The following is a 17,848-nucleotide window of genomic DNA, read 5'->3' on the forward strand; positions in this document are numbered from 1 at the left end:
TGCCGCCGACGCCCGGTTCCCCGCGTCACCGCCCCGGCTTCGGCGCGCGGCGTCGCAGGTCCGCCGCCGCTCGCGCCGTGTCGCGGGCGACCTCGGCGTGACCGTGCTTCCGCAGATACCAGGCCAGCCAGTCCAGGGACTCGACGAGAGCGGCGATGTCGTTGCGCGGATGCAGGCGTCCGAGCTCCCCGAGGTGGCGGACCGCCTCGGCCGTGGGGCGCGCCACCTCGTCGTGGCGTTCGACGCGGGCGAGCCGCAGGGCGAGGTTGGACAGCGCGTGGACGAGGCCGGGCAGGTGCGGGCCCGGGTCGTCGCGGTGCAGGCTCCGGTGGATCTCCAGCGACTGCTGGGTGGCGGCGAGCGCCTCGGCGTGCCGGTCGCTGTCGCAGAGCCGGATGCTGAGGTTGTTCAGGACCCGGGCGAGCTCCCCCCGGTACGCGGCCGGGTCGGCTTCGGCGAGTTGCCGGTGGAGCGCCACCGCCTCGGTGGCCGGTGCGACGGCGTCCCGGTGGCGTCCGAGCAGGGCGAGCCGGCTGCCCAGGCTGTCGGCGGCGTCGGCGAGCAGCGGGCGTACGGTCTCGGGCACGGTACTGAGCAGCCGCCGGTAGAGGTGCACGGCCTCGTCGGCGGCTTCGAGCGCCTCCGCGCGCCGGCCCGCCCACGCCCGTACGAGACCGAGGTTGTGGAGCGTACGGGCAAGGGCGACGAGCGCGGGCGTCGCTCGGCCGGCGGCGGCTTCGCGGCTCAGGGTGAGGGCCTCGTCCAGGGGTGCGAGGGCGAGGTCCGGGCGCCCGGCGTCCGCGAGGGCCAGCGCCTGGGTGTTCAGCCGGTCGATCCGGCCGAAGAACCGGTGGAGCCGGTCGCGGTCATGGTGGGTCCCTTCTCGGTGGCGGCTCCCGCCTGCGTGGCTTCCGCTTTCGTGGCTTCCACCTCCGTGGCTCCCGCCTCCGTGGCTCCCGCCTCCGTGGCTCCCGCCTCCGTGGCTCCCGCCTTCCCGGCTTGCGTCGTCGCGTCGGATCCGGCCGTCCCCGGTGGCCCGGTAGCCGTGATCGGCGAGGAGGGCGTCGAGGCGGGCGACGGCGGCCGGCTCGCGCGCGCCCGCCTCGGCGCGGAGCTCCGCCGCTTCGGCGAAGTACGGGTCCGCCTCGGCGGTGCGTCCCAGGCCGGTGAGCGCACGGGCCGCCGCGAAGGCCACGGCCGCGTGCTCCAGCAGGTCCCCGACGGACCGCTCCTCGGGCCCCTGGGGCGTACCGGTCTCCCCCGCCCCGCTCCTCGTCGTACGGCGGCCCCGGTCCGCCATGGCGCGGTACGTCGTGACCGCAGCCCGCAGTACGTCGAGGGCCTCGTCCTGGCGGCCCATCTCTCCCAGTTTGACGCCCAGGTCGCCGAGGGCCGAGGCGAGTTCTCCGCGCCCCGTCCCCTCGACCGGGTCGACGAGGGAGCGGCGGATCTCCACGGCCTCGGTGACGCGGTCGAGGGCCTCGTGATGGCGGCCCGTCTCGGCGAGCTGGTTCCCCAGGTTGATCAGCGCACCGGCGAGTTCGGCTCGGCTGCCCTCGACGCCGCGCTCCGCGAGGCAACGCCAGATGCCGACCGCCTCCCGCGCCGCCGCGCGCGCCTCCTCCCGCCGCCCGAGCAGGCCCAGGCCGAGGGCCTGCCGCTGCAACGCGACGGCCAGGCCCGCCAGATGGGGGGCCCTTTCGGTCTCCGCCAGCCGCCTGTACAGCCCGGCCGCCTCGCCGAAGACACGGACCGACTCCTCGTTCCGGTCCGTGTCGGCGGCGAGCAGCGACCCGAACCGCAGCAGGGCGTAACCGAGTTCGGGAAGGTGGCGGGCGGGGTCGGCGGCGACCGCGCGCCGGAGGCGTGCGACGTCCCGCTCGGCCCCGCCCAGTTCCGTGCCGCCCTCCGGCGTCCCCCTCGACGACATGACGCTCCCCCCGTTCGTACGGCTCGGAGGACAAGAATTCCGTGCACCGATGAATTCCTGATGAAAGCGACGGCGACGGGACCACCGGCTTAGGGCGCCGTCCGTGCGGCTACGGGACCCAGTGGTTGCCCGAGGCCGTGATCATGACCTGGAGCTGGATGCTCGCGGAGAAGTAGCTGCTGGTGTCGACGGGGGTGGCCAGCATCTTGTTCCAGAGCGCGTCGAGCCAGGCCTGGCTGCCCGGATCGGTCATCGCGGCCACCGCGAACGGGGCGAAGAAGGCCGCCTCGCTGCCCGAGGAGATCTGGGTGCCGTTGAGCTTGTAGCCGATGGCGATCTTGTTCGGGTCACCGCCGGTCTTCGTCTTGATCCAGCTGTTGAGCTTCCGCGCCGCCGCGAGCGAGGTGGCGTCGCCGCTGGTCACCGCGTCGTCGGCGATCCGCCACGGGGTGCGGCAGGCGTTCCACCAGTAGGCGCCGTCGTTGGGGTCCTCCAGGACCTGGCCCGGGGCGGGCTTGGGGGTGGTGTTCGTGTCGACGACGAAGTCGGGAAGGAGCCCGGTGCCCGGGGCGTAGGTCGACTGGAGCCGGGAGATCTGGGTCTGGTGCGCGGTGCGCACGGCGTCCCAGGTCGTGTCCCCGGAGGCCCTGCGGAAGGCGCGGAAGTGGTCGACCATCCAGTCCGAGGTGCGGGAGATGTAGTAGTACTGGTCGCCGGAGCTGCTCCAGTCGCCCAGCTTCAGGAGCTTGGTCGTGGGGTTGAGCTCGTCCTTCTTGATGGCGGCGATGTGCTTGAGCGCGAGGTCCTTGTAGTTGTAGGTGCCGGTGCTGCCCCACTGCTTGTCGGCGAGGAGCAGGCCGTACGCCACGTCCATGTCGCCGTCGGTGGCTCCGTCGCCGCCGTTGACGCTCCTGCAGGCGGTGTCCTGTTCTGCGGCGAGCAGGTCGGGGTTGATGGCGGACGGGTGGTCGATCTTCCACTTGACCAGGCCGTCGAAGATCCTCTTCGCGTCGGGGTCGGCGCCCGCCATGGTCGCGGTGACGACCATGCCGTAGCCCTGCGCCTCGGCGACGTAGGGGTGGTCGGCGTCGGGCGAGATGATCTGGTACCAGCCGTTGCCGCAGTTCTGCCGGACGAAGGCGGTCTTCCACTTGTTGTAGTAGTCGACGACCTTCTGGTCGATGGCGGCCTGGGAGCCGGTGGGCTTCAGGATGCCGGCGGCGTAGGGCTTGAGGTGGCTGCCGAAGGGGACGGCCGTCCCCCCGCCTCCGCCGCCTCCGGTGGGGGCGCCGTACACCTGGAACTCCCAGAGGGAGTAGCCGTAGGGAGTGCCGCGGCCGGTGCCGTACATCCGCACGTAGCGGCCGCTGCCGGAGACCGTCAGGTCGTCGGTCGCCCCGTCACCGGCGGTGGTGGAGTAGACGTCGGTCCAGGTGGAACCGTCGGCCGAGGTCTGGATGCGGTACGTCTTGCCGTACGCGGTCTCCCAGTCGAGTTTGACGCGGGAGATCGTGTGGTTGGCCCCGAGGTCGATCCGTATCCACTGGGGATCGACCCCTTCGAGGCTCGCCCAGCGGGTGGCCGCGCTCCCGTCCACGGCGAGGCCGGGCCCGAAGGCCGAGGTCTCGGTGGACGAGGCGGTCGCCGCCTTCCCGGTGGAGACCAGGCCGTCGGCCGCCTGTGCCTGCGGCATCACCGTCAGGGGCAACGCCAGCAGACCAGCGAGCCCGAGAAGCGAGGCGCTTCGTCGTCGCATGACAACTCCCTTTCCCTCCATGGCCAATGGTTAGGAAATATTCCTAACCATTGGCCGGGAGAGTAGAGAGACCGGAAGTCCCGCGCAAGACCCCGCACGAGATCCGGGCCACGGCCCGGCGGCGCGGGCGCGGGACGTGACGGTCCGTCATGACTCCCGCAGCGCCGTGCGGACCGACCAGATCACCGAGACCAGCGGCACCGCCACCACCGCTCCCACGATGCCTGCGGCGATCGAGCCGGCGATGACCGAGATCGCCACGACGAGCGGGTGCAGCCGTACGGCCCAGCTCATGACGAGCGGGTGCAGGACGTGCCCCTCGATCTGCCCCATCACCACGATCAGGGCGATCACGAGCGCCGCCACCAGCGGTCCTTGGGACGCCAGTGCCACGACGGCGGCGACCGCGAGGGCGATCGGCGAGCCGATCAGCGGGACGAAGGCGGCCAGGAACTCCAGCAGGGCCAGCGGCACCGCGAGCGGGACGCCGAGGAGCCACAGCGCGACCCCGACGAGCACCGCGTTCACCGCCGCCACCATCACGATCCCGTGCGTGTAGCCGGTGAACGTACGCCAGGCGGCGCGCCCGCCGACGCCCACCCTGTCACGGACGGAGCGGGGCAGCTGTTCCTGGAACCAGGCCCACTGCCGGTCCCCCGAGTGGATGAAGAACACCGCGCAGAACAGCGCCAGGGCCAGCGTCGTCAGGACGGCCACCACATGGCCCGCTCCGCTCAGCGCCGTACTGATCAGCATCGAACGGTGGCTGGAAAGGAACTCCCCCACCTTCCCCTGGAGACCGGCGAGCGCCCCGGGGTCCAGCCGGAACGGTGGCCGTTCCAGCCAGTCCTCGATCCGGCCGATCCCGACCCGGAACTCACGCACCAGGGTCGTCCGCTCGCCCGCCACCGCCTCGCCGACGAGCGCGAGCACGCCGAGGACGAGCGCGACGCTGCCGAGCAGGGTGAGGGCGACCGCCACCGGCCGGGGCAGCCCGCGGGTCACCACGTCGGCCACGGGACGCAGCAGCGCGGTGACCACGAGCCCCAGGAAGACGGCGACGCCGATCTCGTGGAAGCGCCCGAGCACCGCGAACAGGCTGTAGACGAGCACGCCGACGATCAGCAGCCGCCACGCGTAGGCGGCGGCCGTACGAAGGAAGGGGGTCACCGTCGGTGGTGCGCCTGGTTGCATGGCGAACGACGTACCACCGGAGGCCGGCCGGTCCACGCCCCGGCCCCGACATTCGCCCGACACGCGCGCGGTATTCGGCCGACCGGTGCCCTCGCGGCTCGCCGAGGGAGGTGCCCTCGCGGCTCGCCGACGGGGGCACGTACCGGCCGCCATCGTCGGGGAGCACAGCAGGCTGCCCCCATCCGGCCGCCCGATGTGCCCGTCAGCCCGCCCGGCTGCTCGACGCCTCCGTGGGGCCGCCCGACGTCCCCGTCAGGCCGCCGCCGTCAGCGCGGCCAGGGAGTCCACGACCTCCGTGCACCGCCCGTGCCTGCGGTAGGCGGCCCGCTGCCGGGTGGCCCCGGCGCCCTGGGCCCTGATGCGGCGCCACTGCCGCAGGACCTGCCCGGTGTCCCCGGCGAGGTCCAGGCCGGGTCGCGCCCGCTCGACGAGCCGGTCGACCAGTTCGACGGCGGGCCGTTCACGGGCGGTGAACGGGTCGATGCCGTATCCCGAGAGACCCTGCCGCGCGGCGAGCTCGTGCGCGAGCAGCAGCCGGCGGAGGGGGACGCACCGGCCCGGGCGGTTCTCGCACACGTCGTCCAGGAGGGTCGTGGCGAGGCCGCGGACGAGGGCCGCCAGCATCACGACGGTGTCCACGTCGGCGTTGGCGTCGGCGACGCGGATCTCCAGGGTGGGCACGTGCTCGGACGGCCGGGCGTGCCAGTAGATCATGCGCCGGTCCAGCAGGGCGCCGGTCCGCACGAGCTCGGCCACGTGGGCGAGGTACCGGGCCTCGTCCAGGTCGGGGGCCGGTCCGACGGTCGGCCACTTGGCGTACTCGACCGAGCGCCAGCTGTCGAAACCCGTGTCGCAGCGCCTCACGAAGGGCGAGTTGGCCGTGACCGCCTGCAGGACGGGCAGCCAGGGCCCCATGCGCCGGGACAGGGCCAGCGCGCGTTCGCGGTCGAGCGTCCCGACGTGGACGTGGCAGCCGCAGAGCAGGCCGTCGACCGTGCTGAAGCGGGAGGCGAAGCGGAACGCCATGCGGCGGTAGCGCTCGGTGTCGGTGATGGTCATCGGCTGCTCGGGCGGCACCACGGGCGTTCCGGTGGCGACCGGCAGACAGCGCTCCGCGCCGGCGGCGTCGCCGATGGCCGCGCGCAGCCGGACCAGTTCGTCGCGGAGGTCGCGGCACGAGGCCGTGGGACGGGAGATGGTCTCGACCTGGGCGTTGAAGAACTCGTGCTGGACCTGGTCTCCGAGGGTTCGGGCGGCCGAGGCGATGACCGTGGGGGCGCGGTCCACGGGGGCTCGGCTGGCCCGGTCGACGAGGACGAATTCCTCTTCGACTCCCATGGTCAGGAGCTTCATGGCCGTCTCCTCTCGCCCGGCCCGGGGGCCTGCGACTACCCGGCCGCGTGGGTTCCACCCCTTCGCGACCGCCGGGGCATGTCCCGCCGGGCATGTTCCGGGGCCGCCTGGGCATTCGCACGGCGACGAAGCGCGGCGGCAGGCATACGGCGGAACCGAGGCGAAGGGGCGTGGCCATGACCCGGTCCATCCGGTCGCCCGAGGTGGTCCCGCTCCCGGAGGGACTCATCGCGATGCGGACCGTCCGCCGCCACGCGAAGCCGTTCGCCCCGTACCGCCCGTCCACCAGTCGGAGGTCGCGACCCGGGCCGTCCTGCGCGCCGCGCGCCACCCGCGGCGCAGGGAGTACCGGGCCGCCACCGCGGCGGCCGTCCTGGCGCACCGGGCCGCGCCCGGACTCCTCGACCGGCACCTCGCCCGAACGGGCTACGACGCCCGGCAGACCGACGTGGCCTCGGCCACCGCACCGCACACCCTCTGGCCTCCCCCTCGACGGTGCCGGCGGCCGGGACCACGGCGCCCACGGACCGTTCGACGACGAGGCCGCCGCGCACTCGCCGTACACCGCGCTCGACCGCCACCCGGCCGCCGTCGGAGCGGCCGTGGGGACGGCGGCGCTCGTGGCGCGCGTCCTCCTGGGCCGGCCCGGCGCGGCGCGCCGGCCCCGTGCCGAAGGACGGTGACCCGTCGTGAAGGACTTCGAGCTGCTCGACATCTCGCTGTACACGGAGGAGCCGGACCGACGCGTCGTGCCCTTGCGAGGCCCGGACACGCCGGATACCCGAGATACACCTGACACGCGGGATGGGCCGGGTTCGCCGGACATCCCCGCCACACCCGAACTCCCGGAGGGGGCGGTCCTGAGCATCGGTCTCACCTTCCGTCTCGGCCGGGAGATCGCCGGGGTGGCCTTCGAGGACAGCCGCGTCCGCGAGGGCACCGTGCTCGCGACCACGCGCACCGTCCTCGGCGGCTTCCGGACCGGTGGCCCGTACGAGGTCCGGCTGCCCCCGGAACGCCTCCCGGTGGGACGGGCGTACCGCGGGGTCTACGAACTGACCGGCCGGTTCACCGATGGTGACGGCCGGGAACTCCAGGTGGTGCACCGCCGCCTCCGCGTGGTCCATCAGCCGGCCGCGCACAAACAATGGGCCGCCCCGCCGATGGCACCCGGACCCGCGCAACCCCTCTCCGGAACGGCAGGAGAACCCCTGGCGACCTGAGGAGCGCCGCTCCGCATTTCCTCCTCGCATGACGGTGGGTCAATTTCCGCTGCTAAGGGCAGGGTCGACGCATTCCGAAAGGGTGCCCGCTCACGGCGGGTCGAAGAGCGACCGTAGGGGTGGAGAGGAAGGCGAGGCAAGCGTCTCCGCCGAATTCCCTCGGTTCAGTGGGGGTTTACCTTCTCGGGGCCATTCATATGGCCCCGAGAAGGGATATCCATGGACCGGAGTATTGACAGGGGCAGAACAGCGAGTGCCTCATAGTGAAGACCTCCGGCCCTCGTCATACGGCTCGCGAGGTCTCCCCGCCGTACAACGGCAGAGCTTTCCGCCCCGCACGGGGCGACCTGCGCGGACGACGACCCCACCCTTCGGCTCCCGGGTCCACGCAGTCGGATGACAACGTTGCCATAGAAGTCCTTCATCCCCACGATCCCCGCCATGAACCACCGGCCGGTGGCCGGTACCCCCATGGAGACGCCCCTTTTGAGGAGAGGCATGAACAAGCCACGAAGCACCTGGCTGACCGCCGCCGGAGCAGCTCTGGCCGGCCTGGCCGGCCTGCTGCTGCCCGTCCTCGGCCCCGCCGGTGAGGCCGAGGCCGCCGCCACGGGCATCCACGTCGCCCAGGGCCGCGTGTACGAGGCCAACGGGAACGAGTTCGTGATGCGCGGCGTCAACCACGCGCACACCTGGTACCCGGAACAGACCGGCGCGATCGCCGACATCGCCGCCACGGGCGCCAACACCGTGCGCGTCGTCCTCTCCAGCGGCGACCGCTGGACGAAAACGAGCGCGTCCGAGGTGTCCTCGCTGATCGCCCAGTGCAAGGCGAGCAAGGTCGTCTGCGTCCTGGAGGTGCACGACACCACCGGCTACGGCGAGGACGGCGCCGCCGCCTCTCTCGACAAGGCCGTCGACTACTGGATCGGCGTGAAGAGCGCGCTGCAGGGCCAGGAGGACTACGTCGTTGTCAATATCGGCAACGAGCCCTTCGGGAACAGCAATTACGCCGCCTGGACGAATGCCACCAAGAGCGCCATCGGCAGGCTCCGCGGCGCGGGCTTCGACCACGCGCTGATGCTGGACGCTCCCAACTGGGGCCAGGACTGGTCCCACACCATGCGGGACAACGCCGCCTCGGTCTTCGCCGCCGACCCCCACCGCAACACCGTCTTCTCCATCCACATGTACGGCGTGTACGACACCGCCGCCGAGGTGCAGAGCTACCTCGGCCACTTCGTGAACAGCGGTCTCCCCCTCGTCGTCGGCGAGTTCGGCGACCAGCACAGCGACGGCAACCCCGACGAGAACGCCATCATGGCGACCGCCCAGTCCCTCAAGGTCGGCTATCTGGGCTGGTCGTGGAGCGGCAACGGAAGCGGTGTCGAGTACCTCGACATGGTCAACGGCTTCGACGCGGACTCCCTGACCACCTGGGGCAACCGCCTCGTCCACGGCGCGAACGGCATCGCGGCCACGTCGAAGCCCGCCACGGTCTACGGCGGCACCGGCGGTGGTGGCGGCACGGGCGGCACGGCGCCCAACGGGTACCCGTACTGCACCGCCGGCAGCGCCTCGGACCCGGACGGCGACGGCTGGGGGTGGGAGAACAGCCGCTCCTGCGTCGTCCGCGGCAGCGCGGCGGACACCGGAGCCGGCGGCGGCACGGCGCCCAACGGGTACCCGTACTGCGCCGGCGGCAGCGCCTCCGACCCCGATGGCGACGGCTGGGGCTGGGAGAACAGCCGCTCCTGCGTCGTCCGCGGCAGCGCGGCGGACCGCTGACCGCTCACCCCCGGCCACCGGCCACCGGCTAGAACACTGACCACTGACCACTGCTGACAACTCTCCCTGCGGGAACGAGGCGCCCTTCCGTCCACACCGGGCGGAAGGGCGCCCCTCGTGCGATGGGCCCGGGGCGCCGCCGGAACCGTCCCCCCTTCGGCGTGTCCCGCAGCGGTAGGGTCGACACACCGGCATCGGACCACGGAAAGACAGAGGTGGCGCGTGAAGCGGCCGACCATGGCGGACATCGCACGCCGCGCCGGCGTGTCCAAGGTGGCGGTCTCGTACGCGCTCAACGACCAGCCGGGGGTCTCCGAGACGACGCGGGCGTCGATCAAGAGCATCGCGGACGAGCTGGGGTGGCGCCCCAACAGCGCGGCCCGCGCTCTCAACGGAGGGCGGGCACAGGCGGTGGGCCTCATCGTGCGCCGCCCCGCGCGGACGCTCGGTGTGGAGCCGTTCTTCATGGAGTTCATCAGCGGGGTGGAGAGCGTCCTCTCCGAGCGTTCCTACGCGCTGATGCTGCAGATGGCCGCCACCCTGGACAGCGAGATCGAGGTCTGCCGGCGCTGGTGGGGCGAGCGGAGGGTGGACGGGGTCTTCCTGATCGACCTCCAGGCCGACGACGTCCGCCCGTCGGAGATCGAGGCGCTCGGTCTGCCCGCCGTCGCCGTGGGTCCGCCCGAGGTGTCGGGGCCGCTGCCCGCGATCTGGTCCGACGACGGTGAGAGCGTCCACGAGATCGTGCGCTACCTCGCCGTGCTCGGCCACCGGCGTATCGCACGCGTGGCGGGCCCCCCGGAACTGGCGCACACCCGGATCCGCGACGCCGCGCTGCGCGAGGCCTGCCAGGAGGCGGGCATCGCGCCCGCGACGGTCGTGCACACCGACTACACGGGGGACGCCGGCGCCCGCGCGACCCGCGCGCTGCTCATCGCGCAGGACCGGCCGACGGCCATCGTGTTCGACAACGACATCATGGCCGTGGCCGCGCTGTCCGTGGCCCAGGAACTGAACCTCACCATCCCGGCGGACCTGTCGATCGTGGCCTGGGACGAGTCTCCGCTCACCCAGGTCGTCCGGCCCATGTTGTCGGCCGTCACCCGGGACATCGCGGCCTACGGGGCCAGTTCCGCCGAAGCCCTCCTCGCCCTCATCGAGGGCGAGGAGGTCACGGACATCCGCGAGGGGTACGCGCGCTTCGTGCCGCGGGGCAGCACGTGTCCGCCGCCGGACCGGCGACCCGTCTGAGTCCCCGGCCGGCGGCGGACGACGGCCGGCGGGCCGCTACTTGGTGGCTCCTTGGGAGAAGCCGTTGTAGATCCAGCGCTGGAGCAGCAGGAAGATGACCAGCGTCGGCAGGATGACGAGGATCGCGCCGGCCGAGATGGCCTCCCAGTGCGCGCCGAAGGGCCCCTTGAAGCGGAACAGCGCGGTGGAGATCGTGCCGAGGTCCTCGGAGTGCATGTAGAGGAAGGGGATGTAGAAGTCGTTGTAGGTGGTGATCCCCTTGATGATGACGACGGTGGCGATGGCGGGCTTGAGCAGCGGGAAGATGATCTTCCGGTAGATCGTGAAGGCGTTGGCCCCGTCGAGGCGGGCCGCCTCGTCCAGGGAGACGGGAATGCCGCGGATGAACTGCAGGAAGATGTAGACGGAGACGATGTCCGTGCCCATGTAGAGCAGGATCGGCGCCCATCGGGTGTCCACCAGGCCGAAGCCGCTGATTACCTGGAAGGTGGCGACCTGGGTGGTGACGGCGGGGACGAGGGTGGCGATCAGGAACAGCGCCATGACGGGCTTCTTCGCCCGGAAGTCGAAACGGTCGACCGCGTAGGCCGTCATCGAGCCGATGATCACGGTGCCACCGATGGAGAAGAACAGGATGAAGGCGGTGTTCCCGAAGGCCATGAGCATGTTGCCGTCGGTGAACGCCGTGACGTAGTTGTCGAAGTTCAGCCAGTTCCCCGGCAGGGAGAGCGCACCGCCGTCCTTGACCTCCTGCGACGTCTTGAGGGACGTCAGGAAGACGACGGTCAGCGGCAGCAGGACCACGGCGGTGGCGAGAAGCAGCGAGAGGTACGTCAGCGAGGTCCCGACGGGCAGGCGCCACCGGAAGGAGCTCGGGGTCCGCGCGGAGTTCGGGGTCCGCGAGGAGGCCGGTGTCCGCGCGGAGTTCGGGGTCGCGGGGCGGTCGGGGGTCATACGAGGTCCACCTTGTCGTCGGGCACGAGCCGGCGCTGGATCCAGGTGATCAGCAGGATGATCAGGAGCAGCACCACGGCCGCGGCCGAGGCCAGGCCGGTCTTGTTGAACTGGAAGGCGAGCTTGACCGTCTGGATGACGAAGGTCTGCGTGCCGGTCGCGCCGCCGGTCATGATGTAGGGGATCTCGAAGACGGACAGGGAGCCGGAGATCGCCAGGATGACGCTGAGGCTGATGACGGGCTTGATGCTCGGGGCGATGATGTGGCGGAACTGCTTCCACCGGCCGGCGCCGTCGAGTTGGGCCGCCTCGTAGAGCTCACCGGGGATGGACTGGATGGCCCCGAGGAAGAGGACGAAGTTGAGTCCCGTGAAGCGCCAGACCGACACGCCCGCCAGGGAGACGTTGGCGGAGGTCGGGTCCCCGAGCCACGGGTGGTCGGTGGTCACGCCGAGCCAGGCCAGCACCGAGTCGAGGGTGCCGCCGTCCTGGAAGAAGTAGAGGAAGACGAAACCGATCGCGACCCCGTTGATGAGGTACGGGAAGAAGAGGACGCCCTTGAAGAAGTTGCGGAACCTGAGGTCGAAGCTCAGGATCACCGCGAAGTAGAGGGCGACGGCGATCTGCACCACGGACGCGGCCAGGTAGTAGCCGCTGACGAAGAAGACCCTGAAGAGCTCGGGGCGGGTGAAGATCTGTACGTAGTTGTCGAGACCGACGACCTCCCGGTCGGGGCTCACCCCGTCCCAGTCCGTGAAGCTGTACGAGATCATGCTCGCCACGGGGATGTAGGTGAACGTGATCAGCAGCGCGAGCGGCGCCACCAGGAAGAGCCAGGGCGTGATCCGGCTGAGCGGCGACTGCCGCCAGGAACGTGGCTGTCCACCTCCGGGGCCACGGCGCGGGCCTCGTCGCCCGCGTCCCTTGTGTGTCGCGTCCGCGGAGGACCGCCGTGTCGCGGCGGCACCCCGGGGAGCGGTGTCGGTTGTCTCGGTCATGTCGGCCTTTCGTGTCCGCGACTGCGGGGTCCAGGGGCCCGGCGCCCGGCTCTCGTGCTCGTGACTGCGGGGGCCCGGAGGCCCCAGCGCGTGCCCGGCACCGTGGGGGCCGCATCCGTAGCGGCCCCCGGCGGGTGTCCGCCCTCGCGGCCCCCGGGCTCTGCGCTCCCGCCCGCGACTGTGGGGAGGGTCGGGCCCCGGCCGGTGTCGTACGGCCGGGGCCCGTTCCGCCGGTCCGTCAGGAACCGGCGGTCTTCGCCGCCTCGTCCCACCTCTTGTTCAGGCCGGCGAAGAAGTCCTCGAGGCTGCCCTTCTCGGCGCCCCGCGCGGTGTCGATCAGCTTCTGGCGGTAGTCCGGCTTGTTCAGACCGATCTCGGCCGCGTCGTCGATGTCGTTGACGGCCGCCGTCTTCGCCTCGGAGCGGTCGAAGAACGTGACATCGTTGTCAACGAAGTCCTTGAGGGTAGCGGGCATCGGAGCGGCCTTCACCGCGGACACCACGCCCTCCGTCGCCGAGTAGCCGGACTTCTCGGTGAACCAGTCGATCCAGGCACGCGCCGCGGACTTGTTCTCCGAGTAGGCGCTGACCGCCTGCTGGTAGTCGGAGACCACGGCCGCGCAGAACTTCCCGTCCTTCTGCACGGGGAACGGCATGAAGCCGATGTCGTCCGGAGAGACGCCCGCCTCCTTCGCCGCGCCCTGCATCTGGGTGATCGACCAGGAGCCCAGCATCATCGTGGCGATCCGGCCCTCGGCGAGCAGCGCCTTGGAGGTCTCCCAGTTGGTGGTCGTGGGGTCCTTCTCCGAAAGCCCCTGCTTCACGATGTCGTGGAGCAGCGAGTCGATGGTGTGGAGTTCACCGCCGGCCTTCCACGGCGAGACCGGACCGGCGAGCGCGTTGCCCGCCTGCGCGTCGCACCCCACGGAGCCGTTGTTGGCGGTCCACTGGACCAGCGGCCAGCCGTCCTTGAAGTTCGTGTAGTACGGCGTCGCGGAGGTCTTCTCCTTGATCGCCTTCAGTCCGGCGAGGAACTCCTGCGGGGTCTTCGGCCACGCGGTGACGCCGGCCTTCCGCCACAGCGCCTTGTTGTAGACGAATCCGTTCGCCGTGCCGAACTGGGCGACGCCGTAGACCTTGCCGTCCACCTCGGTCTTGTCGCTGAAGCGGTACTTCGACGACAGTTCGGCGGTCGTGCCCAGGGGGGCGAAGAACTTCGGGTAGTCGTTCTTGGCCACCGCTCCGGGGATGAAGAGGACGTCGCCGTACGACTTGGCGTTCATCCGGATCTTCACCTCGCCCTCGTAGTCGGTGATGCCGTCGAAGGACACCTTCACCTTGGGGTAGACCTTGTTGAACTCGGCGGCGTACTTCGCCATCACGCCCTTCTGAACGAGGTCGGTGCGCTGTGTGAGCACCTTGATCTCGCCCGAGACCTCGTTCGGGTCGGCGGGGGAGGCGGCCGTCTCTCCGTCGGCGCCGCCTCCCCCTCCACATCCCGCCACGGTCAGCATCGCGGCAGTCAGAAGCGCGCCCGTGAGCGCCATCGACTTCTTCCCCATTGCCCAACTCCTTCAGGGTTACGGCTCAGGTCTTCGGTGGGATGTCGGCACTATGTCAGCCGTACGTGAACCGGTAAAGTGCCGATTTCCTGCGTGATACTCAATCGTTACCGCGAGCCCGCGAAAGTCACGATCGAGCCCACAAACGCACAGACGTAACCACTCTGCGTGAGGAAGCGCGCTACTTCACCGGTTCATGGACAGGGCGTGACGGTGCGGCTAGTTTGTGGCCTCGTACACGCACCGCACCCGCCCTGCCGCCAGGCGAATGGAGCCGCACACCATGAAGGACGTCACCCAGCTGACCGAGGGCTGGAACCTGCGCCACGAGGACGCACTGCTTCCGGCCACCGTCCCCGGCTGTGTCCACACCGATCTGCTGGCCGCCGGGGTCATAGCCGATCCGTTCATCGGCCGGAACGAGACCGAGGTCGCCTGGGTGGGCCGGCGGGCGTGGTCGTACGTCACGGAACTCGGCCACGGGAGCGCGCACGAGCGCACCGACCTGGTCTTCGACGGCCTCGACACCGCCGCCGAGATCGTCCTCGCCGGGGAGTCCGTCGGCCGTACGCGCAACATGCACCGCGGGTACCGCTTCGACGTCACGGGGCGCACCGGCGCCCTGGAGGTCCGGTTCGCCTCCGCGTACGAGGAGGCGGACCGGGTCCGCGCCCTCACCGGCGAGCGGCCGAACGTCTACCCGGAGCCCTTCCAGTACATCCGCAAGATGGCCTGCTCGTTCGGCTGGGACTGGGGCCCCACCGTCGTGACGGCGGGCATGTGGCGCCCGGTCCGCCTGGAGCACTGGTCGACCGCCCGGCTCGACCGGGTCCGTCCCCTCGTCACCGTGGACGGGACGACCGGCCTGGTCGAGCTCGCGGTCCGGGTCGAGCGCACCGGGAACGGCGCCGGCCGCCCGCTGACCCTTCGGGCCACCGTCGGAAGCGCCACAGGAGGCCCTGTCCGCGAAGACGAGACGAGCGGAGAGGGCACGAGCCGAGAGGTCCTCGCCACCGCCGACGTCTCCTTCGAAGGCGACGAGGCCGTGCTCCGACTCGCCGTGCCGGAGCCGGAGTTGTGGTGGCCGCGCGGCTACGGCGAACAGCCGCTGTACGGGCTCGACGTGACCCTCCTCGACGAGGACGGCAGCCCGCTCGACACCTGGCAGCGCCGGATCGGCTTCCGCACCGTCGAGATCGACCGCTCCGCCGACGAGTACGGCACCGGGTTCACCTTCGTCGTCAACGGCGTGCGCGTGTTCGCCCGCGGGGTCAACTGGATCCCGGACGACGTCCTGCCCTCCCGGGTCACGCCCGAGCGCTACCGCGCCCGCCTCACCCAGGCCGCCGCCGCCAACGTCGACCTGGTGCGGATCTGGGGCGGCGGCATCTACGAGGACGACGCCTTCTACGACGTCTGCGACGAACTCGGCCTCATGGTCTGGCAGGACTTCCTCTTCGCCTGCGCCGCCTACCCGGAGGAACAGCCGCTGCGCGGCGAGGTCGAGGCAGAGGCTCGTGACAACGTTGTCCGCCTGATGCCGCACGCCAGCCTCGTCCTGTGGAACGGCAACAACGAGAACCTCTGGGGCTTCCGCGACTGGGACTGGGAGCAGCCGCTGGCCGGCGACTCCTGGGGCGAGGGGTACTACCTCGGCGTGCTGCCGCGGATCGTCGCCGAGCTGGACCCGACCCGCCCGTACACCGCGGGCAGCCCGTGGTCGGGCTCCTGGGACCACCACCCCAACGACCCCCGGCACGGCACCCATCACTCGTGGGAGGTGTGGAACAGGCAGGACTACTCCGAGTACAGGGCGGACGTGCCCCGGTTCTGCGCCGAGTTCGGCTGGCAGGCCCCGCCTGCGCTCGCGACGCTGCGCCGCGCGCTGCCCGGCGAGGAACTCGCCTCCGATTCCCCCGGCATGCTGCACCACCAGAAGGCCGAGGACGGCAACGGCAAGCTGAACCGGGGCATCGAGCGCCACTTCGGCCTGCCCGAGAAGGACTTCGACCGCTGGCACTACCTGGCCCAGGTCGTCCAGGCACGCGCCGTCGCCGCGGGCATCGAGCACTGGCGGGCCAACTGGCCGGTGTGCGCGGGCACCGTGGTGTGGCAGCTCAACGACTGCTGGCCGGTCAGCTCCTGGGCCGCGATCGACGGCGACGGGCGCCTCAAGCCGCTCCACCACGAGCTGCGAAGGGTGTACGCGGACCGGCTGCTCAGCCTCGTACCCGACGGTGAGGGCCCCGTCCTCGCCCTCGACAACCAGTCCGGCTCGCCCTGGCGCACGACGGTCACGCTCCGCCGGTTCCGCGCCGACGGCACGGTCCTCCGTGAGGAGGCCTTCGCGTTGGAGGCCGCCGCGCGGACGGTCGTACGGCTGGTGCTCCCGGCCGCCGTGCTGCCCGCGCCCGGCACGTCGGACGAGTTCCTCGTCGCCGACGCCGACGGGCTGCGCGCCGTGCATTTCCCCTTCCCCGACAAGGAGTTCGCGCATCCGGCGGCGCGGTACGACGTCCGGATCGAGACCGGCGCCGACGGCGACTCCGTCGACGTCGTGGTCACCGCCCGGACGCTGGTACGGGACCTCCTCCTCCAGCCGGACCGGCTCGACCCGGCGGCGAGCGCGGACCGGGGTCTGTTGACCCTGCTCCCCGGCGAGGAGGCGCGCATCGCCGTCACGGGCTGGAGGGACGTCGACGTGGCCGTCGTACGCGAAGCCCTGTTCAGCGTGGGAGCGGAGTGAACGTCCCCGCTCCCCGCGTCACCATCAACGACGTCGCCGCCCGGGCCGGCGTCTCCAAGGGCGCCGTCTCCATGGCGTTCAACAACCGTCCGGGAGTGTCCGCCGCGACCCGGGAACGGATCTTCGAGGTGGCCAGGCAGCTGGGCTGGACCCCGCACCAGACCGCGCGGAGCCTGGCCGGCCGGCGCGTCGGCATCGTGGGCCTGGCGATCTGCCGGCCCGCACGCCTCCTCGGCCTCGAACCCTTCTACATGGAGTTCATCTCGGGGATCGAGGACGTCCTGGCGGGCCGTTCCTGCTCGCTGCTGCTGCGCCTCGTGCGGGACCTCGACGAGGAGATCGCTCTGTACGAGGAGTGGTGGCGGAGCCGGACGATCGGCGGGGCGATCCTGGTGGACTTCCACCGCGAGGACCCCCGGATCGCGCCGCTGCGGGCCCTCGGGCTGCCCGCCGTCGCCGTGGGACACCCGTCGCTCACCGGCGGGTTCCCCTCGGTCTGGACGGACGACGCCACGGCGGCCTCGGACGCGGTCCGGTACCTGGCGGCGCTCGGTCACCGGCGCATCGCGCGGGTGGGCGGGCCGGCCGGTCTCGGCCACAGCGGCATCCGCGCCGCCGCGTTCGAGGCCACGATGGCCGAACTCGGCCTCGACGGGCGCCGCCAGGTGTCGACGGGCTTCGTCGGCGAGGAGGGCGCGCGCGCGACCCGGAGCCTGCTCCTCGGCCCGGAGCGGCCGACGGCGATCGTGTACGACAACGACATCATGGCCGTGGCGGGGGCGGCCGTGGCGGCCGAGATGGGGCTCGCGGTGCCGGACGACGTGTCGCTGTTGGCCTGGGACGACTCCCAGCTCTGCCGGATCACCCACCCCCCGCTGTCGGCCATGAGCCACGACGTGCACCACTTCGGCGAGGAGGTCGCGCGGGCGCTGTTCGAGGTGATCGCGGGCACGCACAAGGGAGCCCTCCAGGTGCCGACACCGGCCCTGACACCACGGGGCTCCACGGGACCGCCGCGCCGGGCATGACGGGGCCGGCTGTGGCCGGGGTTGGCATGACCGGGCCGGGCATGACCGGGCCGGGCATGACCGAGG

At 71.5% G+C, this 17,848-nt stretch carries 13 protein-coding genes; 6 read left to right on the forward strand and 7 right to left on the reverse strand.

The window, feature by feature from the left end; all coding sequences use genetic code 11:
• Nucleotides 1–25: 25 nt before the first annotated feature.
• The 4 genes from IO20_RS0115300 to IO20_RS0115315 form a co-directional block, all read right to left on the reverse strand.
• On the reverse strand, nt 26–1,930 hold the full coding sequence (locus IO20_RS0115300; RefSeq protein ID WP_030545553.1) for a tetratricopeptide repeat protein: 1,905 nt from the start codon (nt 1,928–1,930) through the stop codon (nt 26–28).
• A 109-nt stretch (nt 1,931–2,039) separates the two neighbouring features.
• On the reverse strand, nt 2,040–3,686 hold the full coding sequence (locus IO20_RS0115305; RefSeq protein WP_030545555.1) for a glycosyl hydrolase family 8: 1,647 nt from the start codon (nt 3,684–3,686) through the stop codon (nt 2,040–2,042).
• 147 nt (nt 3,687–3,833) lie between these two features.
• A complete protein-coding gene (locus IO20_RS0115310) occupies nt 3,834–4,880 on the reverse strand; it encodes an AI-2E family transporter (RefSeq protein ID WP_030545558.1) in 1,047 nt (348 codons plus the stop codon).
• 252 nt (nt 4,881–5,132) lie between these two features.
• Nucleotides 5,133–6,233, reverse strand: a complete 1,101-nt coding sequence (locus IO20_RS0115315) for a carboxylate-amine ligase (protein ID WP_030545560.1) — start codon at nt 6,231–6,233, stop codon at nt 5,133–5,135.
• 176 nt (nt 6,234–6,409) lie between these two features.
• On the opposite strand from IO20_RS0115315, the gene IO20_RS36595 reads away from it, so the two are divergent.
• From IO20_RS36595 to IO20_RS0115335, 4 genes are all read left to right on the forward strand, one after another.
• The gene (locus tag IO20_RS36595; RefSeq protein WP_030545562.1) at nt 6,410–6,916 is read left to right on the forward strand and encodes a hypothetical protein; all 507 of its coding nucleotides are present in this window, start codon (nt 6,410–6,412) and stop codon (nt 6,914–6,916) included.
• A gap of 6 nt (nt 6,917–6,922) precedes the next feature.
• Nucleotides 6,923–7,456 (forward strand): hypothetical protein, encoded by a 534-nt coding sequence (locus IO20_RS37625; RefSeq protein WP_051874209.1) that lies wholly within the window; start codon nt 6,923–6,925, stop codon nt 7,454–7,456.
• Between the two features lie 498 nt (nt 7,457–7,954).
• A complete protein-coding gene (locus tag IO20_RS36600) occupies nt 7,955–9,244 on the forward strand; it encodes a cellulase family glycosylhydrolase (RefSeq protein WP_037635509.1) in 1,290 nt (429 codons plus the stop codon).
• Between the two features lie 222 nt (nt 9,245–9,466).
• Nucleotides 9,467–10,495: a LacI family DNA-binding transcriptional regulator gene (locus IO20_RS0115335; RefSeq protein ID WP_030545567.1), complete on the forward strand. Its 1,029-nt coding sequence runs from the start codon at nt 9,467–9,469 to the stop codon at nt 10,493–10,495.
• 36 nt (nt 10,496–10,531) lie between these two features.
• Here the strand turns inward: IO20_RS0115335 and IO20_RS0115340 are convergent, their stop codons facing one another.
• From IO20_RS0115340 to IO20_RS0115350, 3 genes are all read right to left on the reverse strand, one after another.
• The gene (locus IO20_RS0115340) at nt 10,532–11,449 is read right to left on the reverse strand and encodes a carbohydrate ABC transporter permease (RefSeq protein ID WP_078945780.1); all 918 of its coding nucleotides are present in this window, start codon (nt 11,447–11,449) and stop codon (nt 10,532–10,534) included.
• Nucleotides 11,446–12,447: a carbohydrate ABC transporter permease gene (locus IO20_RS0115345; RefSeq protein ID WP_030545571.1), complete on the reverse strand. Its 1,002-nt coding sequence runs from the start codon at nt 12,445–12,447 to the stop codon at nt 11,446–11,448. The genes IO20_RS0115340 and IO20_RS0115345 overlap by 4 nt, the downstream gene beginning before the upstream one ends.
• 238 nt (nt 12,448–12,685) lie before the next feature.
• Complete coding sequence (locus IO20_RS0115350; RefSeq protein ID WP_030545573.1) at nt 12,686–14,008, reverse strand: ABC transporter substrate-binding protein; 1,323 nt, start codon at nt 14,006–14,008, stop codon at nt 12,686–12,688.
• A gap of 283 nt (nt 14,009–14,291) precedes the next feature.
• Between IO20_RS0115350 and IO20_RS0115355 the strand changes: the two genes are divergently transcribed.
• Both IO20_RS0115355 and IO20_RS0115360 read left to right on the forward strand, forming a co-directional pair.
• The gene (locus IO20_RS0115355; RefSeq protein WP_030545575.1) at nt 14,292–16,754 is read left to right on the forward strand and encodes a glycoside hydrolase family 2 protein; all 2,463 of its coding nucleotides are present in this window, start codon (nt 14,292–14,294) and stop codon (nt 16,752–16,754) included.
• The gene (locus tag IO20_RS0115360) at nt 16,751–17,782 is read left to right on the forward strand and encodes a LacI family DNA-binding transcriptional regulator (protein WP_030545577.1); all 1,032 of its coding nucleotides are present in this window, start codon (nt 16,751–16,753) and stop codon (nt 17,780–17,782) included. Before IO20_RS0115355 ends, IO20_RS0115360 begins: the two co-directional genes overlap by 4 nt.
• Nucleotides 17,783–17,848 lie beyond the last annotated feature (66 nt).

This window comes from Streptomyces exfoliatus, from assembly GCF_000725545.1.
Classification (GTDB): domain Bacteria; phylum Actinomycetota; class Actinomycetes; order Streptomycetales; family Streptomycetaceae; genus Streptomyces; species Streptomyces exfoliatus.